The following is a 19019-nucleotide window of genomic DNA, read 5'->3' as shown; positions in this document are numbered from 1 at the left end:
CATGGCGGTGCTCGCTGCCCCGGTGAAGCGTCGACGGCGCGCGGTCCGCCGCGTGCCGCCGACGCTGCTCCTGTTCGTGCTCGTGCCCGTGGCCGTCGAGGGCTTCTGGGTCTTCTGGCCGGCGCTGCAGGGGTTCTACCTGTCGCTGACCAACTGGGACGGGGTCTCCGCGCCGACGTTCGTGGGGCTCGACAACTACGCCGAGATGTTGTCCGATGACATTTTCGGCACGGCCGCGCTCGACACGGTGATCTGGATCGTGCTGTTCGGCGGGTTGTCGGCTGCGGGCGGGCTCGGGCTCGCCATGCTGCTCAACCGCGAGCGCAAGGGCGTCGGGTTCTACCGGGCCGCGCTGTTCACGCCCGTGGTGTTCTCGCTCGTCGCCACGGCTCTGATCTGGCAGGCGATCTACCAGCCGGACGGCGTGTTCAACAACGTCCTCGGCGCGATCGGTCTGGACAGCTGGAAACACTCGTGGCTCGCCGATCCCGACACCGCGCTTTACGCGGTGCTCGTGCCGGCGTTGTGGCGCCAGCTCGGTTACGTGATGGTGCTGTACCTGGCCGGCCTCAAGGGCATCGACCCCGCGCTGTACGAGGCGGCCAAATTGGACGGTGCCACGGGGTGGCAGCAGTTCCGCCACGTGACGTGGCCGCAGCTGCGCAGCGTCAACTCCGTGGTCCTGTCGGTGATCATCATCGACTCGCTGCGGTCGTTCGACGTGGTGTGGTCGATGACGAAGGGTGGGCCGTACCACTCGTCCGAGCTGCTGAGCACCTACATGTACTCGACCGCGTTCCAGTCGCTGCGGCTCGGTTACGCGTCCGCGCTGGCCGTGGTGATCTTCGTCCTCGCCTTCGGTGTGATCGTGACCTACCTCGTGCGAGCGTTCCGGGAGGACCAGTGAGCGTGACCACGACCCGGCCGGCACCCCCTGCCGCGCCGGAGGAACGAGTTCCCGCCAAGCCCAACCACCAGCGCGCACGCCGCACGTTCGGCTTCCACCTGCTGGCCGGCGGCCTGTCCGTCCTGTGGCTGCTACCGATCGTGCTGGTCATCACGACCAGCGTCCGGTCCTTTTCGGACATCGCGAGCAACGGCCTCGGCGCGCTGCCGCACTCGTTCGACCTCAGCTCGTTCGGTGAGGCGTGGGGCGTCGGCGGCGGTGGCCACGCGATGCTCAACAGCTTCATCGTCACGATCCCGACCGTGCTGCTGTCGCTGCTGCTCGCGTCGGCCGCGGCGTTCGCGCTGAGCCGGTTCCAGATCCCGTTCCGGCGCACGATCATCCTCGTGATGCTGTCGGGCAATCTGCTGCCGCCGCAGATTCTGCTGGTGCCGGTGTCGAAGCTGTCCGAGCTGCTCGGTATTTACGACACGCTCACCGCGCTGATCATCGTGCAGGTCGGCTTCGGGCTAGGCTTCTACACGTTCGTGTTGCAGGGTTTCATGCGGTCCATCCCGGACGAGATCCAGCAGGCGGCGCTGATCGACGGCGCCGGGCCGATCACCATCTTCTGGCGCATCATCCTGCCGATGACGCGTCCGGCGCTGGCGGCGCTCGGCGCGCTGGCGTTCACCTGGACGTTCAACGACCTGCTGTGGTCGATCACCGTGCTGCGCACCGAAACCGTGATGCCGGTGACGCCGGCGTTGCTCGGCCTGCAGGGCCAGTACGTGTCCAACTGGAACGTGATCGCGGCGGGTTCGGTGATCGCCGCCGTGCCGACCGTGGCCGTGTTCCTGCGGTTCCAGAAGCACTTCATCTCCGGGCTCGCGATCGGGGCGATCAAGTGAACCAACAGTGGACGCTCGAACTCGAGTCCACTTCGTACACCGTCACGCTGGAGCCGGGTAACCGGTGGCTGGAGCTCGTCGCGTGGGGTCCGCGCGGCGTCGAGCGTGGTCCGTCGCCGCTGGCCAACCGCGGTGACGTGCACTTCATCACCGACGCGGACGCGGCTCCGGTGGAGTACGCGCCGCGCGGGCTGCGACCGTTCTCGGGCGCGGACCTCGTCGTGGCGGGGGATTCGTGGTGGCGCTTCGACGCCGACGAGTCCACGGAAACGTTGCTGCGGCTGGCTTTTGTCGACGAGGTGACCGGGCTGCGGGCGGTGCAGTGTTACCGCGCGGAACCGGGTACCGATGTGCTGTGCCGGTGGGTCGAGTTCACGAACACCGGCGGCGCGGCCATCGAGGTCGACCGGCTCGGTTCGGCGGGCGTGTGCGTGCCGACCGGGCCTGACGGCGCGCGGCTGACCTACCTGACCGGGCAGTGGGCGCAGGAGTTCACGCGCCGCTCGACCGTGCTCGAAGCGGGCGGATTCCGCATGGAGAGCCGCTTCGGCGTGCCGGGTCACCAGTACGTGCCGTGGCTCGCGGTGGAGGACGCGGGCTCGCCGGACGGCCCAGCGTACGGCGTTTCCCTGGCCTGGTCGGGTTCGTGGGAGCTCGACGCCGAGATCGAGCCGAGTGGGCTCACGCGCGTGCGCGCGGGCCGGCTGGCCAATCCCGGCCCGATCCTGCTCCAGCCCGGTGCCGAACTGTCCACTCCGGAGCTGGCACTGGCGTCCAGTGTGGACGGACTCGCCGGGCTGGCCGACGTGTGGCACGCGTACTCGCGCACGCTTGCCGGGCCGCGGCTCGAGAAGCGCCGGCCGGTGCTCTACAACTCCTGGGAAGCCACCGGTTTCGAGGTCAACGGCGCGCGGCAGCTCGACCTCGCCAAGCAGGCCGCGGACCTGGGCGTGGAGCTGTTCGTGGTGGACGACGGCTGGTTCGTCGGCCGCGACGACGACACCGGCGGCCTGGGCGACTGGACGCCGGAGCAGTCGTCGTTCGAGGGCGGCTTCGGCGCGTTCGTCGACTCCGTGCGCGCGCTGGGCCTGGACTTCGGCCTGTGGGTGGAGCCCGAGGCGATCAGTCCGAAGTCGAAGCTCTACGCGGAACACCCCGACTGGGTCTACCGCCTCGACGGCCGCCCCGCGACGCTGATCCGCAACCAGCTCCTGCTCGACCTCGGCAAGACCGAGGTGTTCGAGTACGTGCGCGGAGTGCTCGACGAGCTGCTCACCGCGTACCCGATCTCCTATCTCAAGTGGGACATGAACCGCCCGCCGACCGAACGCGGCCGACCCGGCGCGCCGGCGGCGGACCTCGACGCCGAGCACGTCGCCAACTACCACCGGCTGCTCGACCACTTGCGCACGACGTACCCCGACCTCATCGTCGAGTCGTGCGCCGGCGGCGGTGGCCGCACGGACCTGGCGACGGTGTCGCGCAGCGATGTCGTGTGGCCCAGCGACAACACCGCGCCGCTGGATCGGCTGCGGATCCAGGACGGGTTCCTGCTGATGCACGCGCCGCACCTGATGAGCTCGTGGGTCACCGACGCACCCGGCGTGTTCGACCCGCGGCCGCGCTCGCTGCGGTTCCGGTTCGTGCTCGCGATGGCGGGCGTGCTGGGCATCGGGGCCGACCTGTCGCACTGGAATGCCGACCAGCGGGCAGAAGCCGCGGAGCTGATCGCGCGGTACAAGGAGTTGCGGCCGATCCTCCACACCGGACGGTGCCGCGTCCTTTCCGGACCTGCGGCACCCACGGCGGCCAGCCAGTACACGCTCGGCGACCAGACCGTGGTGCTCGCCTGGAACACCGGTCAGCTCGTGGGGACGCCGCTCGTGCCGGGCCGCTCGTCGCGCATCAAGCTGCACGGGTTCGACGCGGCTGCCACCTACCGCGACGAGGCCGGCGTGGAGTACTCCGGTGCGCACCTCATGCACGTGGGTCTGCCCGTCGAGTGGACCGCTCAGCACGACGCGGACGCGTTCGTCCTCACCCAGGTCTGAACACAGCGAAACGCCCTGCCGGCTTCACTGGGCCGGCAGGGCGTTTTCCGCGTCCGGATCAGAAACTCAGCGGCAGCACGAAGCTCGGCGACCCCGTCGGGATCTTCGCGACCTCGGCCTTGCCCAGCTCGTCGAGCGGGAACGCGGTCAGCACGTCGTCGAACTGCGCCGCGACGTAACAAACCCCGTCCACCACGGCGAAGTGCCGAGGGTGCGCACCACAAGCCTGGTCCGCGACGGCCGCGAGCGGAGAGCCAGAGAACGACGTGACGCAGTCCGCGCCACGGTTCGACAGGTACACGCCCGAGTCCAGGATCTCCAGGTGCGCCACGATGTTCTCGCCCTCAAGCGCACCGTGCGTGGCCGGTGTAGAAGAGACCACCTCGAACGCGCCCGGCGACGTCTCCCGGACCGTCAGCACCGCACTGGACAGCTCACAGGCCACGTAGGCCAGGTCAGAGCCCGGAATCCGCACGAGCTGCCGCGGACCACTGCCCGCCGGTAGCTTCGACACGGCGAGCGGCGTCAGCTCACCGGCATCGGACAGCGTGTAGCTGCGGATCTCGTCCGTCCCCAGGTCGACGGCACTCACGATGGACCCGTCGGCGCTCGGCACCGCCATGTGGACGTGAGCGGCTTCCTGGCGCACCTCGTTCGGCCCGGTCCCACTGTGCTGCACCAGATCCGTCCGGCCCGTGATCCGCCCTTCGGCCGACAGCCCGAACACCGCGAGACTGCCCCCGGTGTAGTTGGCGCACAACAGGAACCGGCCGTCCGGTGTCACCGCGAGGTGGCACGGGTGCGCGCCGCCGCTCGGCACCTCGGAATCCAGCACGGTCAGCGCACCGTCCACAAGCGACACTGACGAGACGGCGCCGGAGTCGGTCTCGTTGGTCGTGTACAGCACCGGCAACGTCGGGTGCTTGACCAGCCACGACGGCGACCGCAGCTCCAGCGTGGAGTCGAGAACAAGACCGGCGGAATCGCGGCGGAACGTGGAGATCCCGCCGCCCTTCCCGCCCATCTCGGCGGTGTAGCAGCCGACCAGTACGACGTCCGTCACGAGCCCTCCCTCACCATCGCGGCCACCCGGGCGCGGATGTCCTCGGCGGTCCCGCGCGTGAGCGCCGAACCCATGCCGACCGCGACCGCGCCCGCCGCGAGCCACTCTGGCACGTCCTCGGGAGCGATTCCACCTGTCGGCACGAGCGGCGCCTGGGGCAGCGCCGCGCGCACGTCCTTGACCCACCGCGGGCCCAGCGCAGTGGCCGGGAAGACCTTCACCGCGTCGGCGCCTTCTTCGAGCGCCCGCACGATTTCCGTGACGGAGCCCGCGCCCGGGAACGCGGCCGCGCCGTACCGGTGACCGGTGCGGATCACGGCGGCCTCGACGTTGGGCGACACCAGGAACCGCGCCCCCGCGCGGATCGCGAGCACGGCCGAGGCCTCGTCGAGCACCGTGCCCGCCCCGATCGTGGCGTCGGGGTACGCGGCAGTGAGCTCCTCGATCGCCGCCAGTGCACCGGAGTTGGTGAGCGGGACCTCGATCGACCGCAGGCCCGCGTCCAAGGCCGCACGAGCGGCGACCACGGCGGACGCGGCATCCGCGGTCCGCACGATGCCCACCACTCCCTGGCGCAGGGCCGCGTGCGTGATCTCCCAGCGGTAGCTCATCGGTGTACCTCCTCGCCGCCACCGAGGGCGGCGCTCGTGCGGGCCAGTTCGGCCCGGTCGGGCAGTCCTTCCAGATCCGTCCGCGTGCCGACGACCAGCGCCGCCGACACCGCACCGGCCAGCAGCGCCTCGGCGGGCGAACCGCCGCGCAGCCAGGACGACAGGTAGCCGGACGTGAGCGCGTCGCCCGCGCCCACCGGGTCGACGACGTGCGTGACCAGGGTTTCCTGGCTCCACTCGTACTCGGCCGTGACCGCGCGCGCCACCTTGTCGCGCTGCTTCACTACAACAGTGCCGACGCCCTTGGCGATCAGCTCGGGCGACGTCGCGTCGAGCAATTCCAGCTCGTCTTCGCCGGCGAACACCAGATCCGCCTGGTGCAGCAGCGGTCCCACGGTCTCGCGCCACTGCGCCGGCGACGCGAGCTTGAGCCGCACGTTGGGGTCGAACGCGATCGTCGCCCCCTCCGCGCGCGCCAGCTCGAACAAGGCCAGCACGGCGTCGCGCGCGGACAGCGACAGCATCGCCGTGATCCCCGAGACCAGCACGAGCCGCGCACCACCGAGGCCCGCGGCCCGGACGTAGTCGGCGGAGAGCGAGCACGCCGCCGAACCCGCACGGTGGTACTGCACGTCGATGCCGCGGCCCGGGGTGTCGTCGCGCAGCAGCAGTCCCGTGAACCCGGCCGGGTCCACCTCGACGCCCGAGACGTCCACGCCCTCGGCCCGCAGCGCGCTCAGCACGGCCGCGCCCGACGAGTCGTCGCCGACGCGGCTGAGCCAGCGCACGCGGTGGCCGAGGCGCGCGAGGCCGACCGACACGTTGGCTTCGGCCCCGGCCACGGAAGCCTGGAAGGTGTGCGCGCGCCGCAGCGCGACGCCGGGTTCCGCGAGCAGCAGCCGCATCGCTTCGCCCAGGGTGAGGACTTCGATGTCGTTCATCGCGGGAAGCATACCGCGTGAAATCTTAATTTAGGATTTATTCTTGACGCGACCTCCGCGGCCCCGGCATGCTGCTCGCGGGCCGGAAGATCACGGCCCCCTTCGGCGCTGTTTCGACGACGAAAGGTGTCGCCACAATGCTCCCGCGCTCCCCACGCAGATCCCGCAGAGCACTCACGATCACGGCGGTGGTCGCTGCCGCCGCCACCGTGCTCGGGCTCGCGACCCCCGCTTCCGCGGCCCCGGCCTCGCTCTTCCCGCAGCAGACCACCGCGGCCGACCAGGGCGCCCCGGACTACTACAACTCCGGTCTGGCGCAGACGCCGTACATGGGCTGGAACAACTACTTCGGCATGCCGACCGTGACCGAGGCCGGCGTGAAGGGCGTCGCCGACTACCTCGTCTCCAGCGGCCTGGCCAAGGCCGGCTACAAGTACGTCTGGATCGACGGCGGCTGGAACGCCAAGGTCCCGCGTGACGCGCAGGGCAACCTCGTGCCCGACCCCGCGCGCTTCCCCTCCGGCATGGACGCGCTGGTCAAGTACATCCACGACCGCGGCCTGCTCGCCGGCATCTACACCGACGCCGGCCCGTCCGACGGCAAGAACTGCGCCGCGGGCAGCCAGGGCTACTACGAGCAGGACACGAAACGCTTCGCCACGTGGAAGTTCGACGCGATCAAGGTCGACTTCCTCTGCGGCATCGCGAACAACCTCGACCCGGCGAAGGCGTACACCGAGTTCAGCGCGGCCCTGCAGAAGGCGGGCCGCAAGATGATCCTGAACATCTGCAACCCGGTGACCGACGACTGGGGCGTGCCGCACACGCCGAGTCAGACGGCCGGCGTGTCCTACACCTTCGGCCCGCTCGTGGCCGATTCGTGGCGCACCAACACCGACGTGGCCTTCGGAACCCCGTACGAGGGGATCTACAAGGACATGCTGCGCAACGCCGACGTCAACGCGGCGCACCCCGAGGCCAACGGGCCGGGGCACTGGAACGACCCCGACTTCCTGATCCCGATGCGCAAGACGGAGCAGGGCACCCTCGAGATGAACGAGGAGGAGTCGACCACCCAGCTCGTGCTGTGGGCGGAAATGGCTTCCCCGCTCATCATCGGCTCCGACCCGCGCACGCTGCCGCAGTCGATGATCGACACGCTGAAGAACCCCGAGATCATCGCCGTCGACCAGGACAAGCTCGGAATCCAGGGTGTCCGGGTGGCCAACAACGGCTCCACGGACACCTACAGCAAGCGCCTGTCGAAGGACGGCGACCGGGCGGTCGTGCTGCTCAACCGCGGTGACGCGGACACGCAGATGACGCTGAACTTCGCCGACGCCGGCCTCACCGGCAACGTCTCGATCCGCGACCTGCGCGCCCGCGCCGACCGTGGCACGGCGACCGGCACGTACACCGTCACGGTTCCCGCGCACGGCACGGCGTTCCTGAAGCTGCACGGCACGGACCTGGTGCCCGGCACCAGCGTCGCGAGCGGCGCTTCGGCCAGCCCGGCCGTGGTGCGCACCGGCGACAAGACCGTCACGTTCACCCGTGGCCCGCTCGGCGTGCTGCAGACGCAGGGCCTCGGCAAGGGCGCCTCGGTCATCGGCGGCCCGTTCCTCGGCCAGCCGGCCGCCAACGCGCACGGCTCGAACATCGACGTCTACGTCCGTGGTCTGGACAACGCCGTGTGGCAGCTGACCTACGACGGAAAGCGCTGGGGCGCCTGGCACCGGCTCGGCGGGAACCTCACCGACTCGCCGTCCGTGACGGCCGACGGCACGCTCTACACCCGCGGCACCGACGGAAAGGTCTGGACCCGCACCACCGACGGTCGCTGGTCCTCGCTCGGCTCGCCCAACGACGCGCAGATCTACGGCCGCCCCGGCGCCGCGACCTCGACGACCGGCACCACGGTCGCCGTTCGCACCCCGGACGACGGCGTGTGGGTCCGCACCCGCGACGCCGGCGGCGCGTGGTCGGACTGGACGAACATCGGCGGCACCATCTCCAGCAGCCCCACGCTCGTGGCGCAGGGCGACAAGGTCTCGGTGTTCGCGCTGGCCAGCGACTACACGCTGTGGCAGAACGACCGCAACGGCACCACGTGGGCCGGCTGGTTCAAGCAGCCGAAGTACCCGTCCGGCAACGTCGTGGGCACCCTCGGCGGTGCGGCTGACGCGAATGGCGTCTGGCTCGGAGTGCGTGGTCCGGACGACCATGTCCGCGTAGACAAGCTCTGAGCACCAGGCTCTGAGCACGAGGAGGATTTGGCGATGTCCACACCAGACAACCCGACGGCCGTGGTGACCGGTGCCGCGTCAGGCATCGGCGCGGCGACAGCGCGGCGGCTGCAGGCCGACGGCTACCGCGTCGTGGGTGTGGACCTCGCCCCCCTCCCCGACGACCTCGCCGGCGTGCGCGGCGACGTGACCGCCGACGAGACCTGGGCGCAGGTCGTCGAGCTGGCCGGCGAGGTAGACGCCCTGGTCAGCAACGCGTACGTGCCGACGACCGGCCCGCTGCACGAGATGCCGCGGGAGCAGTGGCAGCACCAGCTCGACGTGAACCTCACCGGTTCCTACCTCGCGGTGAAGGCGTGCCTGCCAACGCTTCGAGCCCGGCGGGGTTCCGTCGTACTGGTGTCTTCGGTGCACGCGCGGTTCGGCCTGCCGGGCCACCCGGCGTACGCGGCGAGCAAGGGCGCGCTGGTTTCGCTGGCGCGCCAGCTCGCCGTGGAGTACGCGCCCGAGGTGCGCGTGAACTCGGTGCTGCCCGGACCCGTGCGCACGCAGGCGTGGGACCGGCTCACCGAAGAGGACATCGAACGCAGCGCGCGGGCGACCCCCGCCGGACGCCTCGGCGACCCGGCCGAGGTCGCCGCCGTGATCGCGTTCCTCCTCTCGCCGGCGGCCTCGTTCGTCACGGGCGCCGACCTGACCGTCGACGGCGGCTGGTCGGCCGCCAAGGATTCCGCTTAGACCGCGTCTCATAGGAAATGGGGGCCAGGTGAAGATCACCGGTATCGAGACGTTCCTCGTCGCACCACGTTGGTTGTTCCTGAAGGTGAACACCGACGAGGGCATCTCCGGCTGGGGCGAGCCCGTGGTCGAGGGCCGCGCCGAGACGGTGCGCGCGGCGGTGCACGAGATGGCCGAGCTCGTCGTCGGCCAGGACCCGCTGCGCATCGAGGACCACTGGCAGACCTTGCGCCGCGGCGGGTTCTACCGCGGCGGGCCCGTGCTCTCCAGCGCGCTCGCGGGCTTCGACCACGCGCTGTGGGACATCGCCGGCAAGGTGCACGGGGTGCCGGTGCACGAGCTGCTCGGCGGGCCCGTGCGCGACCGCGTGCGCGTGTATTCGTGGGTGGGCGGCGACCGTCCTTCGGGCATTTTCGACGCCGTGTCCGCGCAGGTGGAGGCCGGTTTCACGGCAGTGAAGATGAATGTGGCGGGACCGCTCGCGCCCATCGCGTCACCCGCGGAAGCCAACGCGGCGCTGGCCCGGGCGCGTGAGGCGCGTGAGGCGCTGGGCCCGGAGCGCGATCTCGCCATCGACTTCCACGGCCGCGTCTCGCCCGCGATGGCGCGCCGGCTGGTGAAGATGCTCGAAGAGGTCCAGCCGATGTTCGTCGAGGAGCCGGTACTGCCGGAGACGCAGGGTGGCGCGTTGGCGTCGGTCGTCGCCGCGTCGACGGTGCCGATCGCGGTCGGCGAACGGCTGTATTCGCGCTGGGAGTTCAAGCCGGTGCTCGACGCGGGCGTCGCGGTGGTGCAGCCCGACCCGTCGCACGCCGGCGGCATCTCGGAGCTGCGGCGCATCGCCGCGCTGGCCGAGGTCTACGGCGCGAGCATGGCGCCGCACTGTCCGCTCGGCCCGATCTCGCTGGCGGCGTCGATGCAGGTGGCCTTCGCGACGCCGAACTTCCTGATCCAGGAACAGAGTCTGGGCATGCACTACCACCAGGGCACCGAGGCGCTGAGCTACCTGACGGACTCCGCACTGTTCCGCTTCACCGACGGCTACGCCGCGCGGCCGACCGCGCCCGGCCTCGGCATCGAGGTCGACGAGCAAGCCGTGCGCCGCGCCGACGAGGTCGGCCACCACTGGCGTTCGCCCGTGTGGCGCCTGGACGACGGCGGGCTCGCCGAATGGTGACCGACGTCGTGTGGCTCGACAACGGCGTGCTGCGCCTCGGCGTCGTCCCGGCGCTGGGCGGGCGGCTGTTGTCGGTGACACACGAAGGCATCGAGCTCCTGTGGCGCAACCCGGCGTTGCTGAGTCCCGACCTGCAGCCGCTCGACGGCCACGTCCTGGCCCCGAACTCCGGCCGGATGGGCGACTGGGTCAACTACGGCGGCGACAAGACCTGGCCCGCGCCGCAGGGCTGGGACGGGCCCGGCCAGTGGGCGGGGCCGCCGGACCCCGTGCTGGACTCGGGCCCCTACTCCGTCTCGGGCCTCACCGAGCTGTCGGTCACCCTGACCAGTGGCGTCGAACCCCGCACGGGCCTGCGGTTCACGCGCGAGCTGACGCTGGGCTCCGGCGCTTCGTACACGCTGCGGCTCACCGCGGCGAACTGCTCCGAGGGGCCGGTGCGCTGGGCACTGTGGAACGTCACCCAGCTCCCTGGCGGCGGCACCGTCACGGCCGGGCTCGCGGGCATGCGCACGCCGGCTGTCGTGGAGCTCGTGGCGGGCACCGGAAACCCCGAGTACACAGTGGACGGTGGGACGCTCGTGGTGCCGCCGCAGGACGTCGTCGGCAAGCTCGGAGTGCCGGACACCGCGGGCCGGGTCTCGTGCACCGTCGGTGAGACCACGCTCACGCTGTCCTTCGACGTCGACCCGGCCGCGGAGTACCCCGACGCGGGTTCGCCGCTCGAGATCTGGCTGGAGCACCCGCTGCCGGAACCCCTCGCCGACCTGGGCGACCTCGATCCGCCGGCGCGCATCGTGGAGCTGGAGGCGCTCGGCCCGCTGACCACGCTCGCTCCCGGTGAGACGACATCGCTGACCGTGACCGGAACCGTTTCGGGCTGACGGCTCAGGCGTTCCAGCCGCCGTCGACGCGCAGGTCACTGCCGGTGATGTAGGAGGCGGCGGGCCCGGCGAGGAACGTGATCAGGGCGGCGACCTCGTCCGCGGTGGCGTAGCGGCCGAAGGGCAGGTCCGCGAGGACGCGCTGCCCCAGCGGGGAGTCGTGCGGGATGCCCATGTCCGTCTCGGCGAAGCCCGACACGACGGTGTTGACGGTGATCCGGCGCGGCGCGAGCTCGTGCGCCCACGAGCGCGTGTAGCCGCTCACGGCCGCCTTGGCCGCGCTGTAGTCGGCGAGCCCGGCGGTGTAGGCGCGTTCCCCGGCGATGGAGCCGAGGCTGATGACGCGGCCGCCGTCGGGCATGTGGGCGAGCACGCGTTCGGTGGCGGCGACCAGGCCGAGGACGTTGACCGCCCAGATCCGCTCGCGGTCGGCCTGCGCGATGGTGCCCGTGGTGCCGCCGATGAGCGTGCCCGCGCTGTTGACCAGGACATCGATGCGGCCGAACCGCTCGGCGACCGCGTCGACCATGGCGTTGACCTGCGCGACGTCGCCTTGGTCGGCCTGGAAGACCTCGGCCTCGACGCCCAGCGCCCGCACTTCCTCGGCAACGGCTTTCGCCTTGTCGGCCGACTGCACGTAGGCGAACGCGACGTCGGCGCCGACCGCCGCGAGGTGCCGGGCCGCCGCGGCACCCAGCCCTCGGCTGGCCCGCGCCCCACCCGACGCCCCACCCGGCCGCCGGCTCGGTTCGCGAGGCGAAGCGAACGGAGACCCGCGAAGCCATCCGCCAAGCCGCCGTGGCGTTGTTCGCTGAACACGGCTTCGACCAGGTCACCGTCACCGACATCACCCGAGCCTCCGGCGTCGCCCGGAGCACGTTCTTCCGGTACTTCCCGGACAAAGCCGAAGTCCTGTTCGAGGACGATTCGGCCTCGCATCTGCTCCTGGCGAAGGCCGTGGCGGGCGCGGCGCGAGCGGCGGAAGAACCACTCGGCGACTCCTTCGGCGCGGTGATGCGGGTGGCGCGCGCCGCCATCCTCGTGCTCGCCGATTCCAAGGCGATCCAGGCCGTGCGGTACCCGGTGCGCGAACAGCTGATCGCCGAGACGCCTCAGCTGCAGGCGTGCAGCTTGGTCAAGGAGCGCGGGTACACCGACGCGCTGGACGCGGCGCTGGTCGAACAAGGCGCGGCGCCGCTCGTGGCGAGGCAGGCCGCCCACGTCGCGACAGCGTGTTACGACGCCGGCTACATGCAGGCGTTCAGTTCGCCCGAAACGCTTCCGGAGGCGGTCGCCGCGGCTTTCGAGCGGCTCTTCGCGTTGTAATTCCCTCGCGTCCCCGCCGTCGGCTGTGCGAGGCTCTCCGCCGGCTCGGTGCACGGGGTGCCGAGGCCTTCGCGAGGCCGAACCGGTGGGAGCCGTCTGGATCCCACCGGCCCCGCCCACCTCTGACCTGCACGGGTATCGTGGCCGCGTGACGGACAAGCCCCGGATTCCCAACGTGCTCGCCGCCCGCTACGCGTCGCCCGAGCTGGTGCGGCTGTGGTCGCCCGAGCAGAAGGTGGTGCTGGAGCGGCAGCTGTGGCTCGCCGTGCTCCGCGCGCAGAACGAGCTGGGCGTCGAGGTGCCCGAAGGTGTGCTCGCGGACTACGAGCGCGTGATCGACGACGTGAACCTCGAGTCGATCGCCGAGCGCGAGCGTGTGACGCGCCACGACGTGAAGGCCCGCATCGAGGAGTTCAACGCCCTCGCCGGCCACGAGCACGTGCACAAGGGCATGACCTCGCGCGACCTCACGGAGAACGTGGAGCAGCTGCAGCAGCTGCGGTCGCTGGAGCTCATGCGCAGCCGCGTCGCCGCGGTGCTGGCGCGGCTGGCCGCATTGGCCGTGGAGCACTCGGACCTGGTGATGGCCGGGCGCTCGCACAACGTCGCCGCGCAGGCCACCACGCTCGGCAAGCGGTTCGCGACCGCCGCCGACGAGCTGCTGGTCGCGTTCTCCCGCCTGGACAACCTCATCGAGCGCTACCCGCTGCGGGGCATCAAGGGCCCGGTCGGCACGGCGCAGGACATGCTCGACCTCCTGGGCGACGAGTCCACTTTGGACCTCCTGGAGTCCAAGATCGCCGAGCACCTCGGGTTCCGCAACCACTTCGTGAGCGTCGGGCAGGTCTACCCGCGTTCGCTCGACTTCGACGTGCTGTCCACGCTGGTGCAGCTGGCGGCGGCGCCGTCGAGCCTCGCCAAGACGATTCGCCTGATGGCCGGCCACGAGCTCGTGACCGAGGGCTTCAAGCCCGGCCAGGTCGGCTCGTCGGCCATGCCGCACAAGATGAACACGCGCTCGTGCGAGCGGGTCAACGGTCTGGCCGTCGTGCTGCGCGGGCACCTGTCGATGATCGGCGAGCTCGCGGGTGATCAGTGGAACGAGGGCGACGTGTCCGACTCGGTCGTGCGCCGCGTCGCGCTGCCCGACGCGTTCTTCGCGCTCGACGGCCTGCTGGAGACCTTCCTCACCGTGCTGGCCGAGTTTGGCGCCTTCCCGGCCGTGATCGAGCGTGAGCTCGATCGCTACCTGCCGTTCCTCGCCACCACGAAGGTGCTGATGGCGGCCGTGCGCGGCGGCGTCGGTCGTGAGACGGCCCATGAGGCGATCAAGGAGAACGCCGTCGGCGTGGCCCTGGCGATGCGCGAGCGCGGCGCCGAGAACGACCTGCTCGACCGGCTGGCGGCCGACTCGCGCTTGCCGTTGGATCGCGGCGACCTGGACAAACTCCTCGCCGACCGGATCTCGTTCACGGGCGTGGCGCCGGCGCAGGTCGAGGAGGTGGCGCGGCGCGTGGAGACCGTGCTGGAGCGCTTCCCGGACGCGGCGCAGTACGCGCCGGGGCCGATCCTGTAAGCGGAGCTGACAGGACCCGACGGAAAATCCGGCTACTGCGGAGCGAGGCCGTTTCCTAGCCTCTGGGCACTGGCGACAGAAGAGAGTCGACGATGCCCCTCGCTTGCCGTGCCCTGGTTCTCCTGCTCACCGCCGTGCTGGCTGCCGCGTGTTCGAGCAGTCCGCCGCCGGCACCGGCCGCCCCGGTGCCGGCGTGCCGGGTGGTGAAGACCCCCGTCTCGGTCCCCGGCGTGGCCGCGCCGGGACAGCTCACCGGTGATTTGTGCACGCCCCCGAGCGGCAACGGCACCGTGCTGCTGCTCGTCGCCGGGGGCGGGGAGAACGCCGACTACTGGGAACTGCCCGAGCTGCGCTCCAACAGCCTCGTCCGCGCGGCCCTGGCCAAGGGCTACGCCACCTACGCGCTCGACCGGCTCGGCACCGGCCGCTCGACCGTGCCCGCTTCGAGCACATCGGTGACCTACGACGGGCAAGTGTCCACTGTGGACCAGGTGGCGACGGCGTTGCACAGCGACATCCAGCAGTTCGGCACCACCTGGCACACCGTCGTGGGCATCGGGCACTCGCTGGGTTCCGGCACGCTGGCCGGCGTCGCGGCGAGGCACGCCGGAGTGCTCGACGCGCTGATCCTCACCGGGTACGGCGCCGCCGTGACCCCGGAAACCCTTCAGCTCGACAAGCTCTACCAGGTGCCCGCGCGGACCGTCGGGACTCGGTGGCGAGGGCTGGACGACGGGTACGTGACGGTGCTGCCGGACAAGGTCGAGCAGATCGGCCTCGTCCACGGCCCGGGCACCGACCCGAAGGCGCTGCCGGTGATCGGCGCCCACCAGGGGATCCTCTCCGACACCGAGCTGTCCTCCCGGCCGCAGGGCGCCGCCGCGGCAGCGCAGGCGGCCCGGATCACGGTGCCGGCGCTGGTCGCCGTCGGCCAATTCGATCGCCACTACTGCGAGGGCAATCCTGTGGGCGCGCCGCCGGCACCGACTGCGCAGTGCGGTGGCGCGCCCGCGTTCCAGAGCTACGAGAAGAAGCTGCTGCCGAACGCGTGCCTCGCCACCCACCTGGTCGCCGGCAGCGGGCACGCGATCCAGGAGGAGCTCGCCGCGCCGGCTGCGAACGCGTTGTACCTGTCGTGGCTGCAATCCACTTTCGACGGCGGCAAAGCGCAGTGCGCGGAGACCGGCCCGATGCCGTGATCCACCTCATCCACGAGCGCGGCGAGTCCCGCTTAACGGGAAACCGATTCCGGCTCCACCGGCGCCGGCGCGAATTCCTGTGACCGCGGGCACGAAGTCCACGTACTGAGACGAAGTTACCCGATCGGGCGAAATCCCTAATCTCGGACGCAGAACCCGGAAGCGCCAGGCCGCACCCCGCGGCCTGGCGTTTTTCATGTCCGTGAGCCAGGAAGAAGTCATGCGCAAGCTCCTCAGCACTCTCGCCGTCGTAGTCGCCTCCGCCGTCACGCTCACCGCGTGCGGCTCGTCGGACGCGTCGGGCCAGACGCTGCGCGTCGGCACCCTCACGGACGCGCCGCCGAGCATCTACCTCGAAAACGGCCAGTTCACCGGCTACGACAATGAGCTGCTGCGCGACATCGCCAAGCGCGAAGGCTTCCAGGTCGAGTTCGTCGGTACCGAGTTCTCCGGCTTGCTCGCCAAGGTCGCGGGCGGGCAGCTCGACATCGGCAGCTCCACGATCTCCGCCACCACCGCGCGCAAGAAGACCGTCGCTTTCTCCAACGGCTATGACACCAGCTACACCACCGTTGTCAGCAAGAAGGGCGCGAACCTCGCCGACGCGAGCGCTTTCTCGGGCAAGCGCCTCGGCGTGGTGCAGGGGTCGGTGCAGGACGAGTTCGCGGGCAAGCTCGCGGGCGCCGAGGTCGTGCGATTCCCCGACTACAACGCGGGTTTCGCGCAGCTGCGCGACGGCGGCCTCGACGGCTGGGTGGTGCCGAAGGACATCGGCCAGAAGTACCTCGACCAGAACCCGAGCGTGCCGCTCGAGTTCGGCTACACCGTGCTGGACAAGGACACGCCTTCGGCCTACGCGGTGGCGAAGTCCGATCCGGACCTGCTGAACAAGCTCAACGATGGCCTCGCGAAGGCCATCGCGGACGGCACCGTCGCCCGCCTGCACGCCCAGTTCTTCAAGCAGGCGCCCGTGGCCGCGGAGCTCGCCAAGGGCGGTCCCGGTCTGCCGGTGAAGAACGCGTGACTGTCCTATCCTGCATCGACGGTTCCGGCCGGGAAGCTGAGGAGTGACATGAAGAAGACATTGGTCACAGCCGTCACGGCGGCGGCCCTGCTCGCCACGCTCACCGCGTGCGGCGGTGGCAGCGGCAGCGGTGGTGACACCCTGCGGGTCGGCACGCTGAGCGACTCGCGGCCCAACGCCTACCAGGAGAACGGCCAGTTCACCGGGTTCGACAACGAGCTGCTGAAGGACATCGCGGCCAAGGAGAACCTGAAGGTCGAGTTCGTCGCGGTCGACTTCTCCGCGCTGCTGGGCCAGGTCGCCAACGGCACGTTCGACATCGGCAGCGCGGGCATCGCGCAGACCGACGCGCGCAAGCAGACCGTGGCGTTCTCCGACCCGTACAACTACCAGTCGCTCGGGATCGAGGCGAAGGATGCGGCGGGCATCACCGACGAGAACTCCTTGGCGGGCAAGCGGATCGGCGTGGTGCAGGGCACCGTCTCCGACACCTGGCTCGCGGCCAACGCGCCCAAGGCCCAGGCGGTGCGCTTCCCGAACGACGCCGCGGCGCTGAGCGCACTGAAGTCGTCGGCGATCGACGGCGCGGTGTTCGACGCGGCCTCGGCCGAGGACTACTCGGCGAAGAACCCGGGCCTGAAGGTCACCAAGACGATCACCACGACGATCCCGCACGGGTACGCCGTGAAGAAGGGCAACACCGACCTGCTGAACAAGCTCAACGACGGCATCAAGAAGGCCGTTGCCGACGGCACCTGGAAGAAGGTGCATCAGCAGTTCGAGCCGAACGAGCCGGTGCCCACCGAGTTCGCCACGGGGCAGTAGTTCACGATGGATCAGTTTCTCGACACGTTTCTCAACTGGGACTACATCTGGCAGGTCTTCCCCGACCTGCTGAAGACAGGCCTGGTCAACACGCTGATCCTCGCCGGGGTGTCGGCGGTCATCGGCACCGTGCTCGGCATGGTGCTGGCGGTGATGGGACTGTCCAAGAAGGTCTGGCTGCGCTGGCCCGCGCGCGTGTACACCGACATCTTCCGCGGCCTGCCGGCGATCCTGACGATCCTCGTGATCGGCCAGGGTCTCGGCACGCTCGCGCGGCCGATCGTCGGCCACAACCCGTACCCGCTGGGCATCACCGCGCTGAGCCTGATCGCGGCGGCCTACATCGGTGAGATCTTCCGCGCGGGCATCCAGAGTGTCGAAAAAGGACAGCTGGAGGCCAGCCGCGCGCTGGGCATGACCTACACCAAGGCGATGCTGCTGGTGGTGATCCCGCAGGGCGTGCGCCGCGTGCTGCCCGCGCTGGTGAACCAGTTCATCGCGCTGGTGAAGGATTCTACGCTGGTGTACTTCCTCGGGTTCCTCACCTCGCAGCGCGAGCTGTTCCGCATCGGCCAGGACCTGGCGGCCAACACGGGCAACCTCTCGCCGCTGGTGGCGGCCGGCGTGGTGTACCTCGTGATCACCGTGCCGCTCACGCACCTGGTGAACTACATCGACAAGCGCCTGCAGACCGGCCGCAAGGTCCGCGCCGACCCCGGCGACGACGGCGGCGGCAGCAGCCTGACGCTCGTGAACACCGAAAGGGTGAGCCTGTGACCACCGCCGTGCGTTCGTCCAGTGTGGAGCTGCGCGACATCCACGTCAGCTTCGGCACGCTCGAAGTCCTGCGCGGCGTGGACCTGAATGTGGCCAGCGGCCGCACCACGTGCGTCATCGGCCCGTCCGGCTCGGGCAAGTCCACGCTGCTGCGCTGCGTCAACCGGCTGCAGGAACCCGACAGCGGCGACCTGCTGCTCGACGGCACCAGTGTGATCCACTCGAACCCGGACGCGCTGCGCCAGCGCGTGGGCATGGTGTTCCAGCACTTCAACCTGTTCGGGCACCGCAGCGTGCTGGACAACATCGTGCTGCCGTTGCGGAGCGTGAAGCGACTGTCCAAAGAGGAGGCCACGGCGATCGCGCAGGCGCGGCTGGCCGAGGTCGGCCTGGAGGACAAGGCGCCGTATCGGCCGTCGGCGCTGTCGGGCGGGCAGCAGCAGCGCGTGGCCATCGCGCGGGCGCTGGCGATGGACCCCGAGGTGATGCTGTTCGACGAGGCCACCTCCGCGCTGGACCCCGAGCTGGTCAAGGGCGTGCTGAACCTGATGGCGGGCCTGGCTTCGCGCGGCCTCACGTTGATCGTGGTGACGCATGAAATGGGCTTCGCGCGCAGCGTCGCCGATGAAGTGGCGTTCATGGACGCCGGCCGGATCGTGGAGCAGGGCAGCCCGGACCAAATCTTCGAAAACCCGCGCAGCCCGCGGTTGCAGCAGTTCCTTTCGCAGGTGCTCTGAGCGCTCTCGGCAATTTCCCCGAATTGATCGCGCGTATCACGAAATTC

The 19019-nt window shown here is 70.3% G+C and carries 17 protein-coding genes and 1 pseudogene; 14 read left to right on the top strand and 4 right to left on the bottom strand.

All coding sequences use genetic code 11. The features are described 5' to 3' along the window. The first annotated feature begins 1 nt into the window (after position 1). The 3 genes from AB0H62_RS11590 to AB0H62_RS11580 are packed head-to-tail and all read left to right on the top strand — an operon-like array spanning position 2 to position 3848. A complete protein-coding gene (locus tag AB0H62_RS11590) occupies positions 2–907 on the top strand; it encodes a sugar ABC transporter permease (protein WP_220245137.1) in 906 nt (301 codons plus the stop codon). Between the two features lie 2 nt (positions 908–909). Next, the gene (locus AB0H62_RS11585) at positions 910–1797 is read left to right on the top strand and encodes a carbohydrate ABC transporter permease (protein ID WP_220245136.1); all 888 of its coding nucleotides are present in this window, start codon (positions 910–912) and stop codon (positions 1795–1797) included. Then, positions 1794–3848: an alpha-galactosidase gene (locus AB0H62_RS11580; protein ID WP_360585702.1), complete on the top strand. Its 2055-nt coding sequence runs from the start codon at positions 1794–1796 to the stop codon at positions 3846–3848. The genes AB0H62_RS11585 and AB0H62_RS11580 overlap by 4 nt, the downstream gene beginning before the upstream one ends. 58 nt (positions 3849–3906) lie before the next feature. Here AB0H62_RS11580 and AB0H62_RS11575 read toward each other — a convergent pair whose 3' ends face one another. The 3 genes from AB0H62_RS11575 to AB0H62_RS11565 are packed head-to-tail and all read right to left on the bottom strand — an operon-like array spanning position 3907 to position 6463. Then, entirely contained in the window at positions 3907–4911 is a 1005-nt protein-coding gene (locus tag AB0H62_RS11575) for a beta-propeller fold lactonase family protein (RefSeq protein ID WP_360585700.1), read from the bottom strand. After that, entirely contained in the window at positions 4908–5522 is a 615-nt protein-coding gene (locus AB0H62_RS11570; protein ID WP_220245133.1) for a bifunctional 4-hydroxy-2-oxoglutarate aldolase/2-dehydro-3-deoxy-phosphogluconate aldolase, read from the bottom strand. Before AB0H62_RS11570 ends, AB0H62_RS11575 begins: the two co-directional genes overlap by 4 nt. Beyond that, positions 5519–6463 carry a sugar kinase gene (locus AB0H62_RS11565; RefSeq protein WP_360585697.1) on the bottom strand — a complete coding sequence of 315 codons (945 nt, stop codon included), beginning with the start codon at positions 6461–6463 and terminating at the stop codon, positions 5519–5521. Before AB0H62_RS11565 ends, AB0H62_RS11570 begins: the two co-directional genes overlap by 4 nt. Before the next feature lie 188 nt (positions 6464–6651). Here AB0H62_RS11565 and AB0H62_RS11560 point away from each other — a divergent pair, with 188 nt between their 5' ends. The 4 genes from AB0H62_RS11560 to AB0H62_RS11545 are packed head-to-tail and all read left to right on the top strand — an operon-like array spanning position 6652 to position 11508. Continuing rightward, on the top strand, positions 6652–8709 hold the full coding sequence (locus AB0H62_RS11560; RefSeq protein WP_360585695.1) for a hypothetical protein: 2058 nt from the start codon (positions 6652–6654) through the stop codon (positions 8707–8709). A gap of 33 nt (positions 8710–8742) precedes the next feature. After that, on the top strand, positions 8743–9447 hold the full coding sequence (locus tag AB0H62_RS11555; protein ID WP_360585693.1) for an SDR family oxidoreductase: 705 nt from the start codon (positions 8743–8745) through the stop codon (positions 9445–9447). Between the two features lie 28 nt (positions 9448–9475). Continuing rightward, positions 9476–10624, top strand: coding sequence for a galactonate dehydratase (gene dgoD, locus AB0H62_RS11550; protein ID WP_220245129.1), 1149 nt, complete (start codon positions 9476–9478; stop codon positions 10622–10624). Next, positions 10618–11508 carry a DUF4380 domain-containing protein gene (locus AB0H62_RS11545; RefSeq protein ID WP_360585691.1) on the top strand — a complete coding sequence of 297 codons (891 nt, stop codon included), beginning with the start codon at positions 10618–10620 and terminating at the stop codon, positions 11506–11508. The genes dgoD and AB0H62_RS11545 overlap by 7 nt, the downstream gene beginning before the upstream one ends. Before the next feature lie 4 nt (positions 11509–11512). Here AB0H62_RS11545 and AB0H62_RS11540 read toward each other — a convergent pair. Then, positions 11513–12214 (bottom strand): annotated as a pseudogene (locus AB0H62_RS11540) (SDR family oxidoreductase); the annotation flags it as partial. 77 nt (positions 12215–12291) lie between these two features. Here AB0H62_RS11540 and AB0H62_RS11535 point away from each other — a divergent pair. The 7 genes from AB0H62_RS11535 (at position 12292) to AB0H62_RS11505 (ending at position 18972) form a co-directional block, all read left to right on the top strand. Next, on the top strand, positions 12292–12834 hold the full coding sequence (locus AB0H62_RS11535; RefSeq protein WP_360585999.1) for a TetR family transcriptional regulator: 543 nt from the start codon (positions 12292–12294) through the stop codon (positions 12832–12834). A gap of 148 nt (positions 12835–12982) precedes the next feature. Next, the gene (gene purB, locus AB0H62_RS11530) at positions 12983–14410 is read left to right on the top strand and encodes an adenylosuccinate lyase (RefSeq protein WP_360585689.1); all 1428 of its coding nucleotides are present in this window, start codon (positions 12983–12985) and stop codon (positions 14408–14410) included. Positions 14411–14502: 92 nt separating this feature from the next. Next, entirely contained in the window at positions 14503–15609 is a 1107-nt protein-coding gene (locus tag AB0H62_RS11525; RefSeq protein ID WP_220245125.1) for an alpha/beta fold hydrolase, read from the top strand. 220 nt (positions 15610–15829) lie between these two features. Continuing rightward, the gene (locus AB0H62_RS11520; RefSeq protein WP_220245124.1) at positions 15830–16633 is read left to right on the top strand and encodes an ABC transporter substrate-binding protein; all 804 of its coding nucleotides are present in this window, start codon (positions 15830–15832) and stop codon (positions 16631–16633) included. Between the two features lie 48 nt (positions 16634–16681). Next, the gene (locus AB0H62_RS11515; RefSeq protein ID WP_360585686.1) at positions 16682–17458 is read left to right on the top strand and encodes an ABC transporter substrate-binding protein; all 777 of its coding nucleotides are present in this window, start codon (positions 16682–16684) and stop codon (positions 17456–17458) included. A 6-nt stretch (positions 17459–17464) separates the two neighbouring features. Beyond that, positions 17465–18235: an amino acid ABC transporter permease gene (locus AB0H62_RS11510; RefSeq protein ID WP_220245122.1), complete on the top strand. Its 771-nt coding sequence runs from the start codon at positions 17465–17467 to the stop codon at positions 18233–18235. Beyond that, complete coding sequence (locus tag AB0H62_RS11505) at positions 18232–18972, top strand: amino acid ABC transporter ATP-binding protein (RefSeq protein WP_304504320.1); 741 nt, start codon at positions 18232–18234, stop codon at positions 18970–18972. Before AB0H62_RS11510 ends, AB0H62_RS11505 begins: the two co-directional genes overlap by 4 nt. Positions 18973–19019: the final 47 nt, after the last annotated feature.

This window comes from Amycolatopsis sp. NPDC050768, from assembly GCF_040654155.1.
Taxonomy (GTDB): domain Bacteria; phylum Actinomycetota; class Actinomycetes; order Mycobacteriales; family Pseudonocardiaceae; genus Amycolatopsis.
The sequence above is the reverse complement of the archived record's forward strand: the minus strand, read 5'-3'. Positions and strand labels throughout refer to the sequence as shown.